This is a genomic window from Mucilaginibacter kameinonensis, assembly GCF_003675385.1.
Lineage (GTDB): Bacteria > Bacteroidota > Bacteroidia > Sphingobacteriales > Sphingobacteriaceae > Mucilaginibacter > Mucilaginibacter kameinonensis.
Genome location: NZ_RCWZ01000003.1, coordinates 712,028 through 737,363, shown reverse-complemented (window position 1 = coordinate 737,363; position 25,336 = coordinate 712,028). Strand labels below are relative to the sequence as shown.

Here is a 25,336-nt window from a genome sequence, read left to right as displayed (position 1 = left end):
CCTGGCTTACTTTATCTCCGGGCCATAAAATTTCAAGCCCAAAACGCCTGTCATGATCAGCAGCATGAAAAATATTTCCATGTAGGAGAGGCGCTGGTTTAAAAGCGAAACCTCTACTAATTTGATCAGGATGAGGGTTACAGCTGTCCATACAGCGTAGGCTACGGCAGTTGGAACCAGTTTTATAGCCAGCGAAAAGAAATAGATGTTACCGATACCAAAAACGATATAACCTACAAATGGCAACCAAACGGGTAAACCATGTTGCAAACTTAAAACAGAATTAAGACGGAGTGCCTTCAAATCGCTGAATTTCATGAATTTTAGCGAGAATGTCCAGGCCGCTTCAAACGCGGCGGCAATTAAGATATATAGCCAGGCCAATATGTTGTTAGTTTTGTTGTAGTATGTTTTCTTGTTCGGTTACTAAGGTAACGGGTTGCTGCTCAATATCCAATTTAGGCGACTCGTTTATTTTAGCCGGGATAATCGTTTTTAACCTCTCCGGGGCAATTGTTACCAGCCAATTCATAAACCGGGGCCTAAGGTGGTAATACCAGTTGAACCAACGGTATTTGAGCAGGTTTTTTTCGTCAAAGCGTTTTACGCTGAAGGCATGCTGTAAAAAGTAATCTTTGGGGTAATCGTAATAAAGTCCCCAGTTTTCGGGTTTATCGCCAGGCGCGTGACCAGGGTCATATACGGTACCAAACAGGTAATCCCAAAATGAAAACTTGGTAGAGAAGTTGGCATGAAAAACTTCCTGGTAATTGGCGTGATGCCATAAATGCAATTGGGGCGAGTTAATGATATACTTAAGCTTGCCCATGTTTACCTTGATATTGCCGTGTATAAACATACCAAACATGGCATCTAACATAGCTTTTATAGGTATAACTATTGGGTTTGCACCTAACAAAATGATAGGTGCAAACTCAATAGTTTGATTGATGACGATCTCCATAATGTGCGAACGCGAACCGGCCAAAAAGTCAACCTCCTTACCGGAATGGTGCGCCTCATGAATACGCCAGAAAAATTTATTTGAATGCTGAAAGCGGTGAAATAAGTAAATGTAGAGATCATGCGTAAACAGGAAAAACAATACTTGTAATGCTACAGGCCAGTTACTTATTAAATGCAGATGCGACAGATCAAAATGTGCCTCTAAAGGTTTAATGATATAATCGAAAATGAGGATCTTTAAAAAGTAGCTTTGTATCAGTGTGTACCACACTAAATCAATCCAAAACCCTTCCCTGAAAAACTTCAAGCCTTTTCTGTAAGGCGAAATCCGTTCCCAGGCAATGATGAATCCTATCCAGCAAAAAAGGATAATGGATGTAATTATGGTAGTTAGTTTTTCCGGAGACATTATTATTTAACGCTTGGTTTCTCTTTGTATTCGTCGCTGATGTTTACCCTTAAACGCTTCATTGGCGCAAGTTCTGATTCGTAAACACGTTTTTCACCGTCACCTGCTGCTGTTTCTACATCCCTGATATCACGTACCAGGCGTTGTAACCCTTGTGGCTCAACAGAAGCGGCGTGGTCAGATCCCCACATGGCGCGGTCAAGCGTAAAGTGACGCTCAACAAAGGTTGCACCCATAGCCACTGCACCCACCGTAGTTGCTAGGCCTGTTTCGTGACCCGAATAACCGATAGGGATGCCCGGATATTTGTTTTCCAGGGTCTGGATCATTTTAAGGTTAAGCTCTTGCGGAGGGCATGGATAAGCCGAAGTTGAATGAGCGATAAACAAAGGATAATTTTCGTCAAAAGCATTGATATAATCCATAGTTGTTTCGATCTCTTTCATGGTTGACATGCCGGTTGAAAGCATTAGCGGTTTACCGGTTTCCAGAATGCGCTGGATTAAAGCGAAATCGGTTAATGATGCCGATGCCAGTTTGTACAGTATAGTATCAAACTGCTCCATGAAATCAACAGATGGCGCGTCCCAGGCAGATACAAACCAATCGATACCTACTTTTTTGCAGTATTGGTCGATGGTTGCATATTCGGCTATACCAAATTCGGTTTTGCGTTTGTAGTCGATGTAAGTGATACGGCCCCATGGGGTATCGCGCATAATTTCCCACTGATCGCGCGGTACGCAAATTTCCGGTGTACGTTTTTGAAATTTAACGGCGTCGGCTTTAGCCGCTACAGCTTCATCAATTAACTTTTTACAAATTTCAAGTGAGCCGTTGTGGTTAATGCCAATTTCGGCAATGATATAGCTTGGCTGGCCTTTACCAATTACGCGGCCATTTTGCAAAGTGATAGTCCCATTTCTTGTACCTGAAAGATATTTATCACTCTTAGCTTCGATAATCATCTCGGCAAATTCACGGAAACAGCCATCGCCGCCGTTTAATGAGCTTACAAAATCAACCTGCGCTTTAACATGTGGTAAAGCATCGGCAGGAGATGCAGTAAGGCCGGCCAGTTTCATCACCTCCAGGTCGTTATAATCATCGCCTATAAAAGCAACTTCGTTAGGTTGCAGATCTAAGCGGCTGCAAATTTCTTTAAAGGTAGCTGCTTTATCTTTTATACCTAAATGCAGTTCGGTGATGTGTAGTTTTTCGGCTCTTTTAATTAATGAAGGCGAGTTTTCGCCGGTGATAATGCCTGTTTCTACACCAGCAAATTTGCGAAGGCGTTCAACCCCCATACCATCGCGCATGCTGAATTTCTTTAAAAGCTCGCCGTCATGATTGTAGTATACTCCGGCATCTGTTAAAACCCCATCGTTGTCGGTAAGCAATAATTTAATGCCTGCCGCCTTTTGTTTCAAAATCTCGTTCATAATAGTTGGTTTAAATTAAATAGCTGTCCACCCTCCGTCTACAACCAGATTAGCGCCGGTCATATAAGCCGATGCCTCGCTGGCCAGGAATATAAGTGCGCCCTGATAGTCTGACGCTTTGGCCATGCGGCCCAATAAAGTTTTTGCTGAATAGTTCCCTATAAAATCTTCGGTTTGCCCGGCTTCAACGCCGCCAGGAGAGAGGGTATTTACCCTAACGCCGGTATGTCCCCAATAGGCTGCCAAAAAACGTGTGAAATTGATGATAGCACCTTTAGTAACCGGGTAGGCTGCCGACTTGTAAAAAGTCTGCTGCCCGCGCGCATCGCGGTAAATATTTTGATCAGGGCCAACCATACCATAGGTTGATGCTATGTTGATGATACTGCCGCTGTGTTGTAAAGCCATGTGCGTGCCAAATACCTGCGAGCATAAAAACACCCCGGTAATATTTACATTAAGCGATTGTTGAAAAGCCTCCAATGGATAGTTTTCAAACGCTGATAGCTCCTTGGCCATGGCCGGGTTTTCGAACTTATCGTTAATGGCAGCGTTATTCACCAGTACATCAACCGAATCATATTTATCAAGTGCCGCGTTGAGCGCGTCAATCAGCGATTTCTTGCTGGTTACATCAACGCCCAGGCCCAGGTGATTATCGCCCAGTTGTGCGGCAAATGCCCGGGTTTCTTCGGCGTTTATGTCGGCCGCTATTACGTTTGCACCTGCCGACACAAGGGCCTCGCAGTGTTTACGCCCGATAAGCCCCAGCGCACCGGTTACCACGGCAGTTTTGCCTTTTAATGAAAACAGGTCCATGATTTAGGCTATGCTTTTAGGTTTGATGTTGTAATTGCTCACCTTACGGAAAACGGCCTCTAACACTTCACCTTTTAGTTGATCTTTGATATTACCGCTTTCAATGGCCGCTTTAAGCAATGGCAATACATCGCGGTAAGCAGCAAGGATGTAGTCGATATCCTCAGTGGTGTGGCTATAGCACATGTTGTGGAAACCTGCCCAAAGTATACCGCGTTTTATCATTTCCTGTTGCATGAAGGTTTTTACTTCAAGTCCGTTACCGGCATCAGGAGTAAAGGTTACCATGCTACGGCAGTTAAAGCCAATACAGCGGGTGTATTTATCAACGCCTAACTCAATGGCGAGGCTGTTGTAGCCATCTTTCAATAAAGCACCGTGCTCATCAAGGTATTGCGGTACCTTTTTATCGCGAAGCTCATTGATAGTAGCGATACAAGCAGCTAATGATAAAGCTTCGCCGCCAAATGTTGTATAGCTGAATACTTCGGAGTTGAAAAGCTCCATTACATCGGCACGGCCTGTTAATAATGCTATCGGCATACCGTTGGCACATGCTTTTGAAAATACGGCCAGATCCGCTTTAACATTAAAGTACTCCTGTGCGCCGCCAACTGCCACGCGGAAACCTGTCCACATCTCATCAAAAATGAGCAGGGTGCCGTTTGCTTTACATACCTCGGCAAGTTCCTGAAGGTAACCAGGTTTTGGTGCTTCAAAGATGAAAGGCTCCAATATCAGGGCAGCAACAGTTTCGTCCAGGGCTGCCTTTACCGATTCGATATCGTTGTATTCAAAAGTGTAGGTAAGGTCCTGGATAGCTTCAGGAACGCCAGAGTTACGGCTGGTAATACCAATGTACCAATCGTGCCAGCCATGGTAACCACAGCAAAATACCTTATCGCGGCCGGTGAATGCACGGGCTACACGAATAGCGGCAGAACAAACATCAGCGCCTGTTTTAGAAATCTTTACTGCTTCGGCATTGGGCACAACCTGTTGTACCAGTTCCGAAAGCTCAACTTCTAAAGGGTGCATCAATGAAAAGGTAATACCATCATTCAGTTGCTGACGGATAGCCTCGTCAACGGCAGGGTAAGCGTAACCCAATGAAATAGGGCCGATTGCTGAATTTAAGTCGATGAATTCATTGCCATCAACATCCCATACGTGCGATCCCTTACCTTTTACAAGGTATTTTGGCGCTACACCTTTGGTAAATTGCCCCGGGCCTTTAGCCAGGGTTTGGGTAACCGGTTTCTGAACTTTTAAAGCGCGTTCATATAATTTATCCGATTCGGTGATGTTCGGATAATTGTTGTTTAGCTCAATTTTATTAGCCATGATCAATATTTTTATTCTGAAAATTCAGGTGTTAAAATTTGTGGTTGGTTGTGGGCAGTTTGGTAGCCCAGTATTTTTTCGGCAATCTGTTTGCCTGTAAAACCTTCATGCTCTAATACAGAAGGAAGCAGTGCCGGCCTGAACCATTTTTCGTTCAATGCCATAGGCAATACATTGGCCGTTGTGCGGTGTTTTAATAAAACCTCGGCCACAATGGTGTAAAGACCGCCTGTTAAAAAATGGTCCTCAAGTGTAACTACCAGCTTGCTTTGTGCCGATGCCTTCAGTATAGCCTGCTCATCAACAGGTTTCAGGCTGCGCATGTTGATCAAGCCAACAGAAAGGCCTTCGCTTTTCAGCATTTCAACAGCTATCAGCGCCTGCTCAAACAGCAGACCATAGGTTAAGATGGTTACGTCACTGCCTTCTGATATTACCTCGGCTTTACCTGGAGTAAAAGGCTCGTGTACATAGCTGGTTTTGCGCGTGTTGATGCGGGTGTACGCCGGGCTTTTGCTTTCCCAGATCTGGGGCAGCATTTTTACCAGGTCATCTTCATCGGCCGGGGCAAATACGGTTATATTAGGGATACCACGCATGATAGAGATATCCTCAATAGCCTGGTGTGTTGGCCCGTTACCATCAGATAAAAAACCTGGGATGAATGAGCTTAACTTAACCGGCAAATTGGCTATGCCTACATCGGTACGTACAAACTCAAACGCGCGCATAGTTAAAAAGGCAGCAAGCGCGTGCACAATAGGGGTACGGCCACGTAGCGCCAGACCGGCTGCCGCGCCAATCATAGTTTGCTCGGTAATACCTGTATCAATAAAACGTTTGCCTAATATGCCGGGCAGGTTGCGTACCAGCGCACGGTTTTCGGCGGTCATTACAATCACCTGCTCATTGGCAAGGGCTGTTTGGGTTAAAAGTTCTTCGTAACTCATCTTATCGCACCACTAAAGTTTCTGATGTTAATGTTGTATTGTGCTGGCCATGCAGCTCTAATAAAAGCTGTTCAATCTCGTCTGCATTGAAATTGCAGAACCACCTGTCGGCACGTTCCTGGATACTTGGCAAACCTTTGCCGCGCACAGTATCAGCAATAATTACATTGAATTTTCCGGCCTGGAAAGGGAAGGCGCCGAAAGCTTCATCAAGCTCGGCAAAACTGTGCCCGTTTATTCTTTTAACTGCTGCGCCAAAAGCCTCAAATTTATCGGCAAGCGGTTCCAGCGGAATCAGATCTTCCGTGCGCATATTGGCCTGGAAGTGATTACGGTCAACCACAAACAGCAGGTTGTCCAGTTTATAAGCGTTGGCCACCAGCATGGCTTCCCAGCAGGTGCCTTCGTTCAGCTCGCCATCGCCCAAAATACAAATCACTTTGTTTGTACTGCCGCTGATCTTTAAATCCATGGCAACACCAATAGCTACTGAAGGCAAATGGCCTAATGAACCTGAATGAAATTCGATACCCGGAATTTTGGTGTTTGGATGCCAGTAAATATGATCGTTAAGTAAAAGGTGATTTTTTAAACGCTCTTTCTCTAACAAGCCCAACTCAGCAAAGGTGCCGTACAAGGCAGGCACGTCATGACCTTTGGAAAGGAAAAGGTAATCACGCTCCGGATTGTTAAGGTTATCCTTGCTAATATTTAAAAAACGACTGTATAAATAAACGATCAGGTCTACCGCTGATAATGATGCGCCTGTAAAACACCCGCCGTCGGTAGACATGCGGATGATATGCTCCCGCACTTTAAGAGCGGTGTCTGTTAATTCCTGGTAATTGTTGTTCTCCACTGTTATCATTCGCTTTGTTATAATGCCTGTAGGTTTTTTGTGGGCGCCTGTTTGGTTTGGGCAGATGTGATGGTTTTCAACTCATCTACATGGTGCCTGTACCAGTTTACCCCCGCGTATTGCGCGTTTATATTGTAGATCTCCGGCTTCTGATTAAGCAGGTTAAGGATATCATCGCATGAGAATTGATTATTATCGGCATACAACTCCCTGAATACGCGTTCTATAAAATAATAGTCCTCTGCATAATCAATAGTGAACCGGTGCGACATGGAATAATCCAAGCCCGTAGGCCAGCTTACGTTGCCTATCCTGAATAATTGTGGGTTTTCCCATATATAAGGAGTGGTATGCTCCAGTTCCAGTTCACGGTTTGCGTTTTCCCATGCTTTGGTGAGGCAACCTATGGTCATAATCTCTACATCGTTGCCATCCGGATAGGTGGCCGGGTGCAGGTTGCTTACAAAATCAAAATCGTTCTGGTTGGCAAAAAAATAATCCAGCACATGATCAATGATAAGAGGATCAATCAGCGGGCAATCAGAAGGGATCTTTAATACGATATCGGCATTATGCAGTTTTGCGGCCTGGTAATGCCTGTCGAGCAGGTTATTCAGGCTGCCCCTGTAATAAGGAACACCAATGTTGATGGCTTCACTGATGATAATATCATCGTCCGGTGTTTCGGATGTGGCTATGATAATTTCGGCTTCATGACGGATCATTTTAAGCCGTTCAATCATCCTGGCAAGCAGGCTTTTGCCCAATATTGGCAGCATTACTTTACCCGGCAGCCGGCTTGATGCCATTCGGGCCTGTACAACTATAAGTATCTTGTTTTTCACGGTAAAATGATTACCAGTTAGCTATTAGTTCTTCAGTTAACTGAGGCTCCGGCTGGCTAACCTGGTATTTATCCATAGCCAGTTGCGGATCAAAGCTTTCTTTATTGCCGTTGTGTTTTAAATAGCCACGGCAAATAGCAGCGATATTTCTTGCCGATACACCATCGTTCTGTATCGGTGTAAGGCGTTTAAGTTCATTAATATCAAAAAGTGAATGAACCTTTTTGCCTAAAGCAATGCCGGTATAAACCACGGTTGAGTATTGGGTAATAAGCTCGCAGCAGTTAGCTATCATGTGGTTGGTATTGCCTTTACTATATACCAATGTACCGGCCGGGGTGTTGGCGTAGATTTCCTTTTCGGCGCGGGCGACATTCTCATTCGGGTGAAGCTTAAACAGCAAGGGACGGCCATTAGCAATTTTTACCGCTTTTTTTATGAATGCTATCCGGTTTTCAATGCGGAAGGTTTCGCGCATATCTGTAGTGGCTACCATCACATAATTATGATGCGGGAAATCATTATTAATATGCTGAACCAGGTTGTCATAGTTTGGCATACCGGTAACCACAATTTTGCGTTCTTCGGTGCCTTTACCCATAAAGTATTGTTTGTAGCCTGTTGATGCAGCGCAGTAAACATCACATATGTTTGATGATCCGTTTAATGAGGTATTGCCGCAAAGTGTAGGCGGAAGCTTTAGGGCTTTAACAACACTACTCCAGGGGGTATAACGATCAATCATACCTTCCTGCACCCAAATGGTTTTAATGTTACGCATGCGTGGGGGCATAATCAAATCGGTACAAAATACAACAAGGTCGTATTGGTTTTTCTTTGCGCCAAAGTCAATCTGCAGACTGTTTTGTTGAAGATAATCTTCAGAGATAAGCCTGAATTTGTTAGAAAGTACCGTGCCGCTAAGTAGCGTAGTTTTATTTATAATATTATTTAAGGTAGTGTTATCAGTAAACAACTGGCTAAACCAGCAATCAAATTCAGGCAGCTGATTGGCTATCTGGTGCATTTGCGTGGTTTGGTTAATTGAACCGGTAATGAATAATATTTTCTTCATCCTTTTATTTCAATTAGCAATAGATCCCTGAAATTTTGTTTGTGAAAGGCATTAAGGTATAACCCGATTTTGTAAAGATTCTGTAGTTATTAGGCGCGAAAATTGATCGGGCGGCAAGCGCAGTAATATTGTCAGGTTGAATAATTATCATATCAAGTATCAAAATATCGCAGCGGCGCACACTTTACAAATTCCTTATCCGGAATTTAAATAAGTGGTCGCAACCACGCCCATGTCCGGCTAAAACTTACAATTTGATAAATGTAGGAGGGCAATTTTTAAATAATGAGAACCCAAAGTTATCAAATCGTTAAGCCGTGACATGCAGTAAATTATTTATTAACAAACGTTACGCGCTGTTAATTACTTTAAACAGAGCGTTATAGCGCAGGAGGGAAATAATAAAATATCAGAAATGCAGTAAGGTTAACTGAAATACAAGTTACAATCAAGTTTACACTATTGCAAAATTTTTCTTACAAAGTGTTTTTCGACTGTTGGAAAAGCTAATTTTACAGGTTTTGCCAATAAAAAAATCGGTGCGGAAAAATAAAAGGTTTTATGCAGGCATGGTCTCTGTTTAAGGAAATGATAAGCGTGATCTTACCATCTTTTTTAATAACAATTTGATTATAAAGATTGGTTAAACCATTATCTTAAATATGATGAGCATAGCGGTAATAAATAACACAATCATCCCGCCAAGAAAAAGATAATCGGCTACGGCTTCTGTACGCCCTCCCTGTTTAATGTTCCCCCTGATGGAAAGGAATGAAAGGATGCAGCTCAGCATGAAGAAAACAAGTGCTACGGTTACCGTTTCATCAATTTAGGTACGTTCGGATAGTTTCAGGAATTTTAATGAAGTAAGTACTACAAAACATAAGCCCAGCAAATTTGATGCAGCGTTAAGGATATGGGGCGATTTATCGTTGCGGATCATAGTGTATAAGGAGTGCCGGGCATAAAACTAATAAAATCTAAATCAAGCAGAATCTTAATTGTCAGAAAATGTTTGATCTTCAATATCAGTAGTTAAAGGCGTAACTTATTGGCCGGTGTGCAAAATACTCAGGGATTGATTATTTTTATCGAAATATTGAGACATCAATAACAAGTAGCCGAAAGCTGTTATTTAAGAAGGGTTGTTGTTTTATTTACGTTCGTGCCTTTTTAAATAACGATATATCGCCACTTATACTGTTTCGCTGTTTGTTAATATGTTGCTATATAGATAGTTGCGTGTTTGGTGCGTATTTTGTAAACAGCTTATAATATTTAAGTCCCTACATCTTAAACACATTACCTCATGACAAAAAAGATACTTACTTTTTTATTCCTTACAGGCTCGGCGGTGTACGCAAATGCACAGGCTATCGCGCCATCGGCCTGGCAAAAATTTCCTGATAGCACTGTTGTTAGTGTTCATGCTTCATACGATGATGTAAGCGGTATTCATCGCTGGCTTTTTGGTGAAAACTATCGTAAAGATTGGGCAATGAAGGTGAAACTGCCTATCATCAAATTATCGCAGGTGAACGGCGGGTTAAGCCCGATAAAGCAGGGCGGAGGTATGGAATCCAAATCATTAAGGCTGGAAGATAAAACCGGCCGTGAGTGGGTATTGCGTAGCGTTGAAAAAACACCTGATAAGCTGTTGCCCGAAAATTTACAGGGAACATTTGCTGTTGATTGGGTTGGTGATGAGTTTAGCGGCCAGCATCCGTACTCTGCATTAATAGTACCGCCCCTTGCCGAAGCGGCGCGCGTACCCCATGCTAACCCCATTATAGGTGTTGTGGCCGAAGATCCCGCGCTTGGACAATATAGTAAGTTATTTGTTGGAACGGTATGCTTGATAGAGGAGCGGGAGCCCACCGGTTCATCTGACAATACGCTTAAAATGGAAGGGCAGTTACTTAAAAGCTATGATAACAGGCTTGATGGCGAAACGTTTTTGCGTGCCAGGATGCTTGACCTGTTAATGGGCGACTGGGACAGGCACGAAGACCAATGGCGCTGGGCCGATACTAAAAATGGGAAAGGCAAAACATATACTGCCGTACCCCGCGACCGCGACCAGGTATTTCACGTTACGCAAGGTGTGTTTCCGAGTATTGCCGCATTGCCCTGGATAGATCCTTTGCTTGAGGATTTTACGGGAGATATTCCGAGAGTGAAATTTTCTCTTTTCAAAACACGCTTTATGAAACAGTATCCGGATGCGCAAATAAGCTATGAGCGCTGGATGCAGATTGCCAACGAATTTGTTAAAGCCGAAACCGATGCGGTACTTGAAGAGAGTTTGAAACGCCTGCCTGCAGAAAGCTATAAATTCAGGCATGACGAACTTTTGGCCATAATGAAAAAACGCCGCGATAACATCCCAGCGGCAATGAGTGAGTATTATAAGTTTATAAACCGGATTGTGGATATCCGTACTACGGATAAAAGTGAGCTGATAACTGTTGCAGATGCTCCTGATAAAGCAATGCGTATAACTATTAATAAACTGAACAAGGATGGCGAAACCAAAGATCAGTTTATGGATATGGTATATAAGCCGGAAATTACCAAGGAAATCAGGCTATACGTTTCGGCCGGAGACGACCACGTTGTTATCAATAATGCCAGTTCGCCTATTAAGTTGCGGCTTATTGATAGCATAGGAAGCAAAACAGTTGAGGTTAAACAATCTGTAAATACAATTAAATTTTACGGGCGTAAAGACAGTACCAATTTTACAGGCGATGTCAATAAGCTGAGCAGGCATCTATCAAACGATACCTCAAACACACAGTTTTTGCCAACTAACTTATATAATGTATGGATGCCACTTGCAACAGCTGCTTTAAATAAGGATGATGGCTTTTTACTCGGTCTTGGGTTTCAATATACAGGGCATGATGGGTTCCGCAAGCTTCCTTACTCAACGCTGCAGCAGGTCATGATCACGCATTCGTTTGCTACAGATGCCTTCAGGATCAAATATAGGGGCGAGTGGATAGATGCCATTGGTAAAGCCGATTTTACAATGCAGGCCAATATCCAGTCTCCGGATAATACAGTAAACTTTTTTGGTCTGGGTAATGAAAGCGCCTTGAGTAAATTTCCGGGTTACCGCACTTACTACCGCACACGGTATGATATTTACCAGTTTGATCCGGCTTTACGCTGGCATACCGGCAAAAACAGCGATATCAGTGTAGGCCCGTCGTTCCAGTTTTATCATCTTGATCTATCACAAAATACCGGACGCTTTATTAACCAAACGTCGCTCATTAAATCTTATGATAGCTTAACAGTTGGAAAAGATAAAGCGCACCTTGGTGCATTGATAAATTATACTACAAACCAGCGTGATAATAATATCCTGCCTACAAAGGGGTATTATTTTACTGTAACGGCACAAGGTTATGAAGGCCTTAACAGTTACTCAAAATCATTTGTACAGATCAGGCCAGAGTTTACCTACTATCAAAAACTAACTCCGGGTGGGGCCATTGTATTATCTGACCGTGTTGGCGGCGGTGTGAGCTTTGGTAAGCCTGCCTTTTATCAATCTATGTTTTTGGGTGGGCAGGGTAACTTGCTTGGCTACCTGCAAAACCGTTTCGCGGGCAAGCACATGGTGTTTAACAATCTGCAGGGGCGCATTAAGCTTGCCGACATTGCCAGTTATATCATACCTGGCCAGTTAGGTTTGGTAGGTTTTTATGATGCGGGCCGCGTTTGGATAGAGGATGAGCATTCAGATAAATGGCATACAGGTACCGGTGGTGGCCTGTATTTTGCCCCGGCCAGCTTAACGGTACTGCAAATATTGGCAGGCCATTCAAGCGAGGGATGGTATCCTTATATATCGCTTAATTTCAGGCTTTAATTAACCTTTGCGAAAGCTGACATAAAGTATTAAGAAAAGGGCCGGAATCTGATCAGAAGGATTTTGGCCCTTTTTTGTTATTGTTTGGTTTTGAGTTAGTTATGTTAGTTATGTGCCAAAATGTGTGAATGTTAAAAGAATTAAGGAATATTTAACATTAAGTGGCAAAATGCCCATGAAAAATGCATTTCTTCATAAATCCTTATTCCTATGTTGTTAATATGAAAATCCTTTCTTAATACAGCCCGGGTAGTTTTGTTGCAAACTAACTGTATTGCAATGAAACAAAATTTACTTAAAATTTCACGATTGCTACTGGTTATGATAGTTTGCATGTTTACTTTCAGTAGCCTGCAAGCTCAAACCTTAACAATCAGGGGTATCGTTTTAGACGATAACAATCAGCCGCTTCCGGGTGTAAGCGTGACAATTAAAGACACCAAACAAGGTGGCCTTACCAACGAAGGTGGTCGCTTTACCATCTCAGCAAGCAAAGGTCAAACGCTTGTTTTCCATACTATCGGTTTTGCAACCCAGGAGGTAGTAATAGGTGCAGAAGTTTATCTTTCTGTTAACTTAAAATCTGATACCAAAGCTTTATCTGAAGTTGTGGTAACAGCCCTGGGCGTTAAAAAAGAGTTTCAAAAATTAGGTTATTCACAATCACAGGTTAGAGGCGATGCGATGACAACAGCGCGTGACGCAAACCCTTTAAACTCACTGTCTGGTAAAATTGCCGGTTTAAGCATTGGTGCGAATGCTGAATTTGCAGGTGCTCCAACAGTGGTATTACGTGGTAGTAAAGATGTATTATATGTAGTTGACGGCGAGCCGGTAAACTCCGATACATATGATTACAACGCCGATGACGTTGAAACTTACACCGTACTGAAAGGCCCTAACGCGGCAGCTCTTTATGGTTTTCGCGGTATCAACGGTGCCATCATCATCACTACCAAAAGAGGTTCAAAAGATAAAAAAGGCTGGCAGGTTGATTTCAACAGTACCACCGAGCTGGAAAAAGGCTTCCTGGTATTGCCAAAAAGCCAAACCGAGTATGGTCGCGGTAGTAACTTTGCCTATACTTACGGTAACGTATTATATGATAACACGCAGCGTTTGCCTGAGTGGGGCCCTCGTTTTGATGGCGTTTTCCAAACACAACAATATGATAGCCCTTATGATCCGGCAACAGGTATCAGGCAAAAAACACCTTGGTTAGCACGCGGTGCAAAAAACTTTGAAAACTTTGTGCAAACCGGTGTTACCAGTACCAACTCATTATCTATTGCGGCCAGCGGATCAAACTATGATATGCACATTTCTTATGGCCACACTTATCAAAAAGGTGATTTTCCTAACACTAAATTAAATATCGATAACTTTAAGATAGCTGCAGGTTACGATATTACTCCAAAACTTCGTGTTGAAGGCGATTTGAACCTTAACCAGTTGTATTCTCCAAACATTCCAGACGTTGATTATAGCCCTCAAAGTTATGTATACATGTTTAAGGTATATGGCTCTGCAGATTATGATGTAAACGCGCTGAAAAATATCTATCAGGGACCGCAGGGTGTTCCGGGCTTACAACAGTATGCTCAGGAGTATGGTCGTTTGAATAACCCATACTTTATTGCCGATAAATGGCTTAAAGGCAGAACCAAGCAAACTATTTACGGATCATTAAAACTTAGCTACAAAATTACCCAGGATTTGAACGTTAGCTTACGCGAAGCTTTAAATACCTATGATGAGCAAAATACCGAGCAGGTACCTGCCGGTGCCAACCTTAACCAATACCTTTCATGGTATACTTTTGGCTGGTATGGCGATTACAGGCAGGATGACCGTAACCTGTTAGATAACAATACCGACCTTACCTTTACTTACAACCATAAATTCGGTGATTGGAATATCTCTGGTTTATTAGGTGGTAATGCAAGGTCATTCTCTTACAAATCTGACTGGGGTACAACTCAGGTGTTGGCTTTGCCGGGTGTATATAACCTTAACAACTCTGCAGGTAAACCTTATATCTACAATTTTGATTCAAAAATGCAGGTATACAGCGGTTACTACTCGTTTGATTTTGGTTACAAAAACTACTTCAGCATTAATACCACAAACCGTGTAGACCACCTGTCAACCTTACCTTCAGGTAACAACACGTTCTTCTACCCATCAGTGGCTATCAGCAGTGTGGTTACCGATTATATTAAACTGCCTGAGTTTATCTCATTTTTAAAAGTACGCGGTTCATTTGCCGACGTAAAAGGTGGTTTAACTTCACCAACCATCGGTACTTCATATAATGCTTTAAATTCAACCGCATTAGGTACTGGCTGGAACTCAAAACCGGTTACCGGATTATTAGGTTACGGTACCGAGTTATATACTCCATACAACGGTCCAACTTACCTGAATGCTTCTCCTATAGCTACCGGAACTTTCTACAACGGTACGCCTTCGGTTACTTTATCAAATACAATCTCAAACGACAAAATCAAACCTTTCGATGTTAAATCATACGAAGCTGGTTTTGACGCCAAATTCTTAGGAAACCGTTTAGGTTTAAACGGTACTTACTTTACTACCGAGAACGGTCCTAACATTTTTCCATTGGGTGTAGCTACTTCAACAGGCAACACAAACCAGTTGGTGAATGGTGTAACTACCCGTAAAAGAGGTTTTGAGGTTGAGTTGATGGGTTCTGTATTGAAAAATCCTAACGGCCTTAACTGGGATGTTAACGTAAACTACTCAACTTACAAAGAAACTATTAAATCAATTTATCCGGGCGTATCTACCCTACAGCAAAACAACCATAACTATGTTGTTGGCGACAGGCCAGACGCTATCTACGGTACCAAATTCGTAAGAGATGGTAACGGTAATATCGTTAACACTTATTCGGTTGACGCAAGTGGTAAAGTATCAGGTGGTGTACCATTAACTTCACCAGGTGGCATAAGCAACCAGGGCTTATTAGGTTATGCTAATCCTGATTTCTCTTTTGGTATCACCAATACATTCACTTACAAAGGCTTTATCTTAAGCTTCCAGTTTGATGGCCGTATAGGTGGTAAAATTTATGACAGAACTTACTACCAGGCAATGAACGGTGGTACCGACCTGGAAACTGCAACCGGCGCATTTGGTGCTGCCCGTTTAGCTGAATGGAACAGCACTAAAGAAGGTACTGTAGGTGCAACGCCATCATATGTTGGTCCGGGTGTTCACATTGTAAGCGGTACGCCAGTATTTGTTGGTGGCCAGATAGCTAACTTAAAAGACCTGACTTTTGCTCCTAATACCATTCCTGTAACAGTACAGAGCTATGTATCAAGTGGTATCGGTGGTAATTTTGATGAGTATTACATGATCAGCCGCTCATATGCAAAATTACGTGAGGCAAGCATTGGTTATTCATTACCTGCAAGCATCTTAAGAGGTTCATTTATCAAGAAAGTAACTTTCTCGGTAGTAGGAAGGAACCTGCTTTATTTTGCAGCACGTAAAGATATTGACCTTGACCAGTTTGCATCAGGCTACAACGCGTCAGATCGTAGTTTGGTTGGTGGAAATGGCGGAAGCGACCTTGAAAGCCCAACAGCCCGTCGCTTTGGTTTCAACCTCCATTTAACATTCTAATTATCACATTGATTTAAAGAAAATTTATGAAAATAAAATCATTAATCCCATTCGCCCTGTTGTTAACAATGGGCATGGTATCGATAACCGGCTGTCAGAAAGGGGATTTGATCAATAACCCCAACGTGGCAGGCTCCAGCTCAATAGTGCCTTTGTCATTATTGCTGAACCACCTTACCGCAACATTGATCCGCAGCGATGAGCAGCCTTTTGGTTATACTTCAGTTGCTGATCAATACATTGTTGCTAACTATTCATACTACAGGGGTACCAACACCTATAACTTGGGCAATAGTGCCGATAGTTACGATATCTTAAAGTATGCTTTAAAACTTGAGCAACAGGCTACAGCTCAATTAGGTAACCAAACCAATAAATACTATGCTTTAGGCGAATTCTTTAAAGCCTATTCAGGTGTTTGGTTAAGTCAAAGGGTAGGGGACATTCCGTTTTCACAAGCAGGTGATCCGTCTAACCTTACTCCTAAATATGATACACAGCATGATGTTTATAAGGCAGCACTTGCTCAACTGGAAACTGCTAATACATTAATTGGTGCATTGGTAACCGCTAACCCAAGCCTTGCCAATACTGCTATTGATGCTAATAGCGGCGATATTTTTGGCCTTACCTATCAGCAATGGCAAAAGGTGATCAATGCTTACCGTTTGCGTATCCTGATCAGCTTAAGCAAACGTGCTACCGATAATACCGATTTGCAGATTCCTCAACAGTTTGCAGCTATATTGGGTAACTCAACCAAGTATCCGCTTATGACCGGTAATGGTGATAATCTGGTTTATCGTTTCAACGCGGTTAACCGTTATTCAACTTTTTCACTGGGCTTAAACCCTTACAACAACTTTGCTAACCCAGGCAGTACTTATATCAATATCGAAACTTCAACATCAGATCCGCGTTTGTTCGTGACTTCTACACCTGCTCCTCTACAGATCAGCGGTGGTAAAGCTATCAGCGATTTCTCGGCCTACGTTGGCTCTGATATAAACCAGGCGCAGCCAGCCTTGTTGACTAACTCAAACAACGGTGTATATTCATTCAGCAACTACACCCGTTACTATGTTTCGGCAATCGGTGCAAATGCCGAGCCGTTTGTATTTATCGGTTATTCTGAAATGTGCTTTAACATTGCCGAAGGTATCAACAGGGGATGGGCTGCAGGTAGTGCGTCAACCTGGTATACCAATGGTATTAATGCTTCATTAGCATTATACGGTTTAACAAATGGCCAGTCTTTAACCGTTACTTTCCCAATTTCATCAACAGAGCCTTCAATTAACCCTAAAAACCTTAAGCAAGGCGATACGTGGGGTACAGCTACTGTAGATATCCCTTCATTTATGGCTAAAGTTGCTTATGCAGGCGATAACGCGGCTGGTTTAGCACAGATCCTTACCCAGAAATATATCTCTATGTTTAACAACTCGGGCTGGGAAGCATTCTACAACTTCAGGAGAACAGGCATACCTGCATTTACCCAGGGGGGTAGCGGTATTGGTACACCAAACAACCTGATCCCTCGTCGCTGGTTGTATCCGGTTTCTGAAGGCGCGTACAACGCGGCAAACAATAAAGCAGCGCTGTCATCGCAATTTGGTGGCAATGATGATCCAACTCAGGATACCTGGTTAACCAAATAATAAAACCACTAAACTAAAACTTTAACAGGGGCACTAACAAGTGTCCCTGTTTTATAATTTAAAAGGATAATGAAGAATATAATTTTATCAGTGTTGGCCGTCGTGGCCTTCGCGGGCAGTGTTAACGCCCAGGTAGCTGACAGCGCCAAGCGCAAAGTTGAATTACAGGGAGCCGTAAATTTCAGGGACCTGGGTGGTTATACTACAAAAGACGGACATCATGTAAAATGGGGTAAAATATACCGCAGTGCTGATATGAGCAAACTTACCGATCAGGATTTGGCTACATTAGCCGAACGTAAGATTGCTTATGACGTTGATTTGCGCGGTACACAGGAATCAAAACAGGCCCCAGATCGAATGAACCCTAATACCGATTATGTTTTATGCCCTGCCGGAAGCGATAACGTGGGCAACATGATGCAAAGCTTTAAAGGAAAAACCCATGGCGACTCGATCATGGTGGATTACTACAGCAATACAACTTACCTTGCCGACAGGTATAAACCTTTTTTTGGTAAACTGCTGGCTATGCCCGAAGATAAAAGCCTGGTATTTCATTGCACTGCCGGTAAAGACCGTACAGGCATTGGTGCTGCGCTGTTGTTGTATTGTTTAGGTGTGCCTTACGAAACCATTATGAAAGATTACGAAGCCTCAAACTATTATCGCGCAGCCGAAAATGAAAAAATGGCCAAGCAGATGGTGCAGTTCATGAAAGTGAATGAGGGGGTAGCTAAAGATGTGGTGGCTGTAAAAAAAGAATACCTTGATGCTACCTTCACTGCCATCAAAAAGCAATATGGATCAGTTGATAACTACCTTAAAACACAGGTGGGTTTAACTAATAATGATATTAACGCGCTTAAAGCTAAGTTTTTAGAATAGCTGTTAGCTGTTTAGGTTATTGTTTCTTAAAACTACAGCATGTAAGCAAGATGGGCTTACGTTCTGTAGTTTTTTTATTTTATATCCGTCATTCCCTGGGATATGATCTGCCGCGCTGTAAAGGAACCTGCTCTGCTTTCTATAAATGCCACATGGTTTCTTTTGGGTAAATTTATTTCTCAATGGTTAATTTTAGTGCATTTTATTCCCTGCTTGTTTTAAGTTGAAATAAACTTTCTGTGAAGTTAATAATTGCAGCATTTAAACTGAACAATTTGAACAATCACGCCGTATAAAAGAGCACCTGATTATTGTTATGGTGGTAGCCAAACTATTTTTTACCCTGAATATAAAATGGTTTGACAAATAGAAGCCTTAACAACCGCAATCATTATTGGATTGATTTTAAGGCTTTGTGAAAGTTCATGAATAACCGTTTATTAGTATTATTATTACTGTTATTGTCATTTAAAGCAAAAGGGCAAAACTGCCCTTTGAATGTCAACCTCACGGCAACGTCAACCACCATCTGTTCGGGCAGTTCGGTGGTATTAACAGCCGAGGCTACTTCGGGTACCGCGCCGTACACCTATTTGTGGAGTACTGGCGAAACCGCTTCGGCCATCAGCGTAAATAAATCTGGGACTTATACGGTAACCGTTACCGATAAAACACCCGGGTGTAAGGGCGTTACAAAAAGTGTAAGTATTATTGCGGCCAATACACCTGCTGCTCCAACCGCAAAAAATGTGGTGGTCTGTCAAAATAGTATAGCAACGCTTACGGCTACCGGTCCTGGTGGCGATTATCAATGGTTTGATGCTCCGGTTGGTGGTAATTTTTTAGGAAGCTCAAGCACTTTTACCACGCCACCAATAACATCATCAGTTACTTATTATGTGCAAACTACAGTTGCCGGCTGTACCAGTCCTCGGGCCGCGGTTTCTGTATACATAACCGGCCGGCCTGAAGTAGCAAGCGCTGCAACTTGTTCTGGCGGAGTTGTTACGTTATCCGCAAGCGGGGGCCAAAGCTATACCTGGTATGCATCGGCAGATGGAGGAACTGTTTTGCAGACAGGGCCATCATTTGTTACACCGCCATTAACTAAAACTACTGTTTATTATGTTGTAGCTGTCATTAATGGATGCACCAGTTTACCTACGCCGGTTACAGCCTGGGTTAATGCGCCGCCGCCTACTCCGGTGGCTGCAAATGCTAACATTTGTTCGGGCTCGGTTGCAACTTTGCATGCCGATGCGTCTGCAGGCTTTTTTCAATGGTTTGAAGTACCAACAGGCGGCACACCACTTATTTCGAGCCCTGATTATACAACACCGGCGTTAACTGCAAGTAAAACTTACTATGTGCAAACGGTACTTGGTGATTGCGTAAGTAAGCGCGTACCGGTAACAGTATCAGTTAATCCAATACCCGTAGCACCGGAACCGCAAACCATTACTGTTTGTAATGGTTCGGTAGCCACATTAACAGCAGCTGTAAATCCTACCGGCACATATGCATGGTATGATGCACCAACAGGTGGCCGCTTACTAAAATCCGGATTGAAATTTACAACTCCGGCGTTAACCAAAACCACTACTTATTATCTTGAAAATACTTCGGTAGCAGGTTGTACAAGCGACCGTGCGCCGGTAAAAGTGAATGTTAACCCATTCATAGTAGCACCGGTTGCCAATGGTGCTGCAATTTGCTACGGCTCTATAGCTACGTTAACTGCAATCTCGGCAGGGAGTGGTACCTATCAATGGTATGATGCTCCGACTGGGGGCAAACTTCTGTCATCGCAGGCAGGATATACTACACCGGCTTTAACAACAAGCACTACTTATTACGTGCAAACTACTGTTGGTGATTGTGCCAGTGCCAGGACAGCCGTACCAGTAACTGTTATTCCGCAAGTAGCTGCACCCCAGGTGCCTGCTATTACTGTTTGCTATAATGGGTCGGCAGTGCTTACCGCTACAGGCACCGGTGCTGGTTTTACCTGGTATGATAGCGCGGTAGGAGGTAAAATCCTCTCATCTGGCTCAACTTATGTTACTCCAAATTTAACTGCAAACGCAACCTATTATGTTGAAAGTGCCTCAAATGATTGTATAAGTACGCGTACTGCTGTTACTGTTAAGGTAAATCCCCAGCCATCAGCTCCAACAGCTTCTAATGCTTCAGTTTGTTCGGGAACATCGGCCAGGTTAACAGCCTCCGGCGATGGGGACATCCTTTGGTTTGCAAGCCCAACATCAACAAGCCCACTGTTTACCGGTAGTACATTTAACACCCCGATCATCTCCGAACAAACAACTTACTATATTCAAAGCAGGGTGGGCGATTGTTTAAGTACCCGCACACCTGTAACCGTTTCTATTAACTCGGCAGGCGATACACAGTTCCTTTATACTTCAGGCACTTTTAGTCCGCTTAGCCCTAATCCTAAGCCAATAATTACTAATCCATCGGGTGGTACTTTCAGCGCCTCGCCGGCAGGTTTAGTTTTTGCAGATGTTCATACCGGCGAGATTGATGTAAAGGCAAGTGCACCAGGTAAATATATTATTACCCTAACTGGGAATGGCCAATGTTCGTCAACCTATAGTGCCGGGGTTGAAATTGTTTCCATATTTGATGCCAAGTTTAGCTACGGAGGCCCGTTTTGCCAGTATGGGGCCAATCCGAAGCCAATGTTTCCACCAAACTCAAGCGCCGGTACTTTTTCAGCAACGCCATCGGGCCTGACCTTTGCCAGCACAGCAACGGGCGAAATCAATTTAAGTAAAACAACGCCGGGCACTTATGAAGTTACCAATACGATTTATAACCCGGATGGAACTGTAGGTAGTTCAGCTACCGCAAAGGTAACCATAGAGCCAGGCGCATTGGTAAAAGCCGGCCCTGATCAAAATATAAAAGCCGGGGATATCGTTTATTTAACAGGCAGCATAACAGGCGTTAATGGAGGTAAATGGTCTGGTGGCTTAGGTAAATTTGCCAATGCTACAGATCCTGTTACCACTTATACACCAGCCCCAGGCGAGAAACAGGTAACCCTTACTTTAACATCAAATGATCCTCCGGGAAATTGCGGGCCAGGGTTTGACAGGATTGTCATCAACATTGGCTCAACTTTACAGGCTCCAATTGCATCAGGAACTAATACCTGTATGGGGAGCATTGCAACGGTATCGGCCACAGGCCCCGGCGGTACATATCGCTGGTATGATGCGGCGGAAAACGGTACACTGTTGTCGACGGGCCCTAACTTTATTACCCCGGCGCTCACGCAAACAACTACGTACTATGTGAATACTACGGCCAATGGCCTAACCAGCGATATGACGGCGGTAACTGTAACGGTTAACGTGCCCCCAACAGCGCCGGTAGCCAGCAGCATAGGAGCATGTGAAGGCAGTCAAACTACGTTGACCGCCACCGGATCGCCGGGTACATATCAGTGGTATGACGCGCCGGTTGGAGGGTCCTTGTTATCGGTCAACAACACTTACGTAACACCTGCCCTTATTGCCAATACAAGCTATTATGTGCAGGCTATAGTAAACGGTTGTATCAGCGAACGTACCAAGGTTGATGTAACAATTAAACCACTGCCGGTTATTACCAGTGGTTCGGCCGATAATGTTTGCAGTGGTGTGCCGCAGAGCTACACCATTACTGCCGATCAGGCTGGCACTACATTTTTATGGTCGCGAGCTGCGGTTGATGGGATAAGCAATGCCGCGGTATCCGGTCAAACATCGGCACAAATAACCGAAACTTTAATTAACACTAAGAAAGATCCTGTTGATGTTACTTATTTAATAACTCCTGTATCTAATGGTTGCTCTGGTACGCCGTTTAGTTATGTGGTAACAGTTTATCCTACCCCGCAGGTTACAAGTGCACCAACAGGTACTTTGTGTAATATGACTACCGGTAATTACGCCATAACTTTTAGTATTCCCGGGGTAAGTTCAAGCTGGTCGAGGGATGCCGTTCCTGGTATCAGCAACCAGGCAGTATCAGGGCAAATGGCGGGTACTATCCGCGAGATATTATTTAATACAACCAATGCCCCGGTTGATGTTGCCTATGTTTATAATTATCAAACAAGTAACTGTGCCGGCTTGCCTTTTAAATGGGTTGTAAAGGTCAACCCTTCGGTTAATGTTACCAGTAGTGCATCTGGCCAGGCTTGTAGTGGGGAGCCACTTGATTATACTATTACTTCCAATGTTCAGTCGGCAACGTTTACCTGGAGCCGTGCTGCTGTTCCGGGAATCAGCAACGCCGCGGTAACTAATAAAACCGGCAACAAGATTGATGAGGTACTGATTAATAAAGGGGCATCACCTGTAAACGTGCTTTATGTTATCACGCCATCGGCTTTTGAATGTGATGGTGCCCCATTTGCCTATGTGGTAAAAGTTAACCCGGAAGTGCCGGAACCGGACATGAAGACAAACTCGCCAGTGTGTGTAAACAGTACTATTAGACTAAATGTACCAACCACACCAAATGCAACTTATACCTGGACCGGCCCTAACGGTTTTAAATCGGCCCTGCAAAATCCGGTGATTGAGAATGTGACCACTGATATGACCGGTACCTATTCTTTGTATATCACCGTTAATGGCTGTAGCAGTCCAGTAGTTTCACAAGAGGTTGTAGTGAACAAGCCGCCTACTTCATCTGCAGGTTCTAATATTTTAGCTTGTGTTACCGATCAGTACATTCAATTGGCAGGCAATATAGGAGGTGGTACTACTACCGGTGTCTGGTCTAAAAAAGGATCTAACCCTGGTCAGTTTTTACCTTCTGCCAACGAACAGAATGCAAAATATGAGCCCACAGCCGAAGATAAAGCCGCCGGGTCTGTAACATTAGTGCTTACATCTACCAGTAAAGATGATTGTACTATTGCAACATCAGAAATGACCATAAACTTCGGCAAAACACCGGGTACCAATGCTGGCCCCGATTTGGAAGTTTGTGCCCGCCCTGATCCAATTAAGCTGGATGGAAATGTGTTGATATCCGGAGGTGGCAAGTGGACAAGCTCTGGTACGGGCACAATGCAATTTGCTGAAAATGCACAGGGAGCGGTTTATACACCATCAGATGAGGATGTAAAAAGCGGATCGGTGAAACTTACTCTTACCGCGAACGCGCCGGGGCAGTGCTACACAGCCAGCGATGATATGGTAGTTAAATTTATTCCGCCGCCAACCGTAAACGCTGGCGGGATACGGTATGTGCTGAAGAATCATACCATTACTTTAACCCCAACCGTGAGTGATGAAAACGTTCAATACTTATGGTTACCTGATATAGGCTTGAGCAATAATAAAGTAAAAGAACCCGTGTTAACCGGCGATGCCGATATTGTTTATACGCTTTATGTTACTGATGTTAGAGGCTGTATTAACCAAAGCCAAACCATAATTAAAGTTTCGCCTGATATTACCGTGCCAAATACTTTTACTCCCAATGGTGATGGGTTCAATGATTTTTGGGAGGTGAAGGGGTTGGTAGCTTACGAAAGTTCGACAGTTGATGTATTTAACCGGTATGGTGAAAGATTATTCCATTCAATAGGCTATGGCGTGCCATGGGATGGTAACTTTAACGGACGGCAATTACCGGCAGGTACCTATTACTATATTATCGATCTTAAAACAGGGAAACCGCCTTTATCTGGTTCGGTAACTATATTGCGATAGAGGCTTAGTAGAAAAGTCAAAGAGGGTGCAACGTTTTTAATTAAAAAGGCGTCATATAACTAAACACGCGATCATGAAAAAACTAATCTTCTCACTAATGGCTTCGTTACTAACGGTTTCGGTAGCCTTTAATACCTCTGCGCAAACTGTAAGCCGCAATGTATCCGGCTATAATGGTATTGCCTGCGGAGGCCCATTTAACGTATTTATTAAGATTGACGGAACTGAAAGCTTAAAACTTGATGTTGATGCCAATATTGTTGATGATATCAAAACCGAAGTCGAAAACGGCGTATTAAAAGTTGAATTTAAAGATCACTGGAAAAATCACCGCAATATTCAACGTGCGAATATCTACATTACAGCAAAAAGCCTGGGTTACCTTGCTAACAGTGGTTCGGGAAATTCAACCGTCGAGGGGACAATGACCGGCGATAATGCTAAAATTGCATTGAGCGGTTCAGGGAACATCAAAACTGCCGTTAAATCAGGTACATTGGATATGAGAATCAGCGGATCTGGATCAATTGACGTTAAAGGCAGTACTGGTATGGCCGATTGCCATATTTCAGGCTCGGGCGAGATCAACGGTAAATCATTAAGAACCGAAACTGTTGAAGCTTCGATTGCCGGTTCAGGAAATATCAATGTTATTGCCAGCAAAACTGTTTCGGCCCGTATTTCAGGTTCCGGAAGCGTTGTATATTCAGGCACAGCCAAAACAGGCGAAACACACTATGCCGGCTCAGGCAGGGTTAGCAAGGCTGATTAATCAACTGCTCATCTAAAATATTGAAAGACTG

Annotated in this window: 16 protein-coding genes; 6 read left to right on the top strand and 10 right to left on the bottom strand. The window is 43.3% G+C overall.

What is annotated here, in order from left to right; genetic code table 11:
• Positions 1-6 precede the first annotated feature (6 nt).
• The 10 genes from EAH55_RS16295 to EAH55_RS31170 all read right to left on the bottom strand — a co-directional run bounded on the left by EAH55_RS16295 (position 7) and on the right by EAH55_RS31170 (position 9,502).
• Positions 7-384 (bottom strand): DMT family transporter, encoded by a 378-nt coding sequence (locus EAH55_RS16295; RefSeq protein WP_208644864.1) that lies wholly within the window; start codon positions 382-384, stop codon positions 7-9.
• 7 nt (positions 385-391) lie between these two features.
• Entirely contained in the window at positions 392-1,375 is a 984-nt protein-coding gene (locus EAH55_RS16290) for a sterol desaturase family protein (RefSeq protein WP_121810570.1), read from the bottom strand.
• Between the two features lie 2 nt (positions 1,376-1,377).
• Positions 1,378-2,817, bottom strand: a complete 1,440-nt coding sequence (locus EAH55_RS16285; RefSeq protein ID WP_121810569.1) for an N-acetylneuraminate synthase family protein — start codon at positions 2,815-2,817, stop codon at positions 1,378-1,380.
• Between the two features lie 15 nt (positions 2,818-2,832).
• Positions 2,833-3,636: an SDR family oxidoreductase gene (locus EAH55_RS16280; protein WP_121810568.1), complete on the bottom strand. Its 804-nt coding sequence runs from the start codon at positions 3,634-3,636 to the stop codon at positions 2,833-2,835.
• A gap of 3 nt (positions 3,637-3,639) precedes the next feature.
• Positions 3,640-4,980 (bottom strand): aminotransferase class III-fold pyridoxal phosphate-dependent enzyme, encoded by a 1,341-nt coding sequence (locus tag EAH55_RS16275; RefSeq protein ID WP_121810567.1) that lies wholly within the window; start codon positions 4,978-4,980, stop codon positions 3,640-3,642.
• Between the two features lie 11 nt (positions 4,981-4,991).
• Positions 4,992-5,930 (bottom strand): transketolase family protein, encoded by a 939-nt coding sequence (locus EAH55_RS16270; RefSeq protein WP_121810566.1) that lies wholly within the window; start codon positions 5,928-5,930, stop codon positions 4,992-4,994.
• A 1-nt stretch (position 5,931) separates the two neighbouring features.
• A complete protein-coding gene (locus tag EAH55_RS16265) occupies positions 5,932-6,798 on the bottom strand; it encodes a transketolase (protein WP_121810565.1) in 867 nt (288 codons plus the stop codon).
• A gap of 8 nt (positions 6,799-6,806) precedes the next feature.
• Entirely contained in the window at positions 6,807-7,634 is an 828-nt protein-coding gene (locus EAH55_RS16260; RefSeq protein ID WP_244228224.1) for a glycosyltransferase family protein, read from the bottom strand.
• A gap of 10 nt (positions 7,635-7,644) precedes the next feature.
• Positions 7,645-8,709 (bottom strand): UDP-N-acetyl glucosamine 2-epimerase, encoded by a 1,065-nt coding sequence (locus tag EAH55_RS16255; protein ID WP_121810564.1) that lies wholly within the window; start codon positions 8,707-8,709, stop codon positions 7,645-7,647.
• Between the two features lie 643 nt (positions 8,710-9,352).
• On the bottom strand, positions 9,353-9,502 hold the full coding sequence (locus tag EAH55_RS31170) for a hypothetical protein (protein ID WP_208644863.1): 150 nt from the start codon (positions 9,500-9,502) through the stop codon (positions 9,353-9,355).
• A 516-nt stretch (positions 9,503-10,018) separates the two neighbouring features.
• Between EAH55_RS31170 and EAH55_RS16245 the strand changes: the two genes are divergently transcribed.
• From EAH55_RS16245 to EAH55_RS16220, 6 genes are all read left to right on the top strand, one after another.
• Positions 10,019-12,592, top strand: a complete 2,574-nt coding sequence (locus tag EAH55_RS16245) for a BamA/TamA family outer membrane protein (protein ID WP_121810563.1) — start codon at positions 10,019-10,021, stop codon at positions 12,590-12,592.
• A 279-nt stretch (positions 12,593-12,871) separates the two neighbouring features.
• Entirely contained in the window at positions 12,872-16,246 is a 3,375-nt protein-coding gene (locus tag EAH55_RS16240; RefSeq protein ID WP_121810562.1) for a SusC/RagA family TonB-linked outer membrane protein, read from the top strand.
• Positions 16,247-16,272: 26 nt separating this feature from the next.
• Entirely contained in the window at positions 16,273-17,907 is a 1,635-nt protein-coding gene (locus EAH55_RS16235; RefSeq protein WP_121810561.1) for a SusD/RagB family nutrient-binding outer membrane lipoprotein, read from the top strand.
• A gap of 69 nt (positions 17,908-17,976) precedes the next feature.
• Complete coding sequence (locus tag EAH55_RS16230; protein ID WP_121810560.1) at positions 17,977-18,795, top strand: tyrosine-protein phosphatase; 819 nt, start codon at positions 17,977-17,979, stop codon at positions 18,793-18,795.
• Positions 18,796-19,220: 425 nt separating this feature from the next.
• Positions 19,221-24,533: an Ig-like domain-containing protein gene (locus EAH55_RS16225; RefSeq protein WP_121810559.1), complete on the top strand. Its 5,313-nt coding sequence runs from the start codon at positions 19,221-19,223 to the stop codon at positions 24,531-24,533.
• A 73-nt stretch (positions 24,534-24,606) separates the two neighbouring features.
• Positions 24,607-25,305: a head GIN domain-containing protein gene (locus EAH55_RS16220; protein WP_121810558.1), complete on the top strand. Its 699-nt coding sequence runs from the start codon at positions 24,607-24,609 to the stop codon at positions 25,303-25,305.
• Positions 25,306-25,336 lie beyond the last annotated feature (31 nt).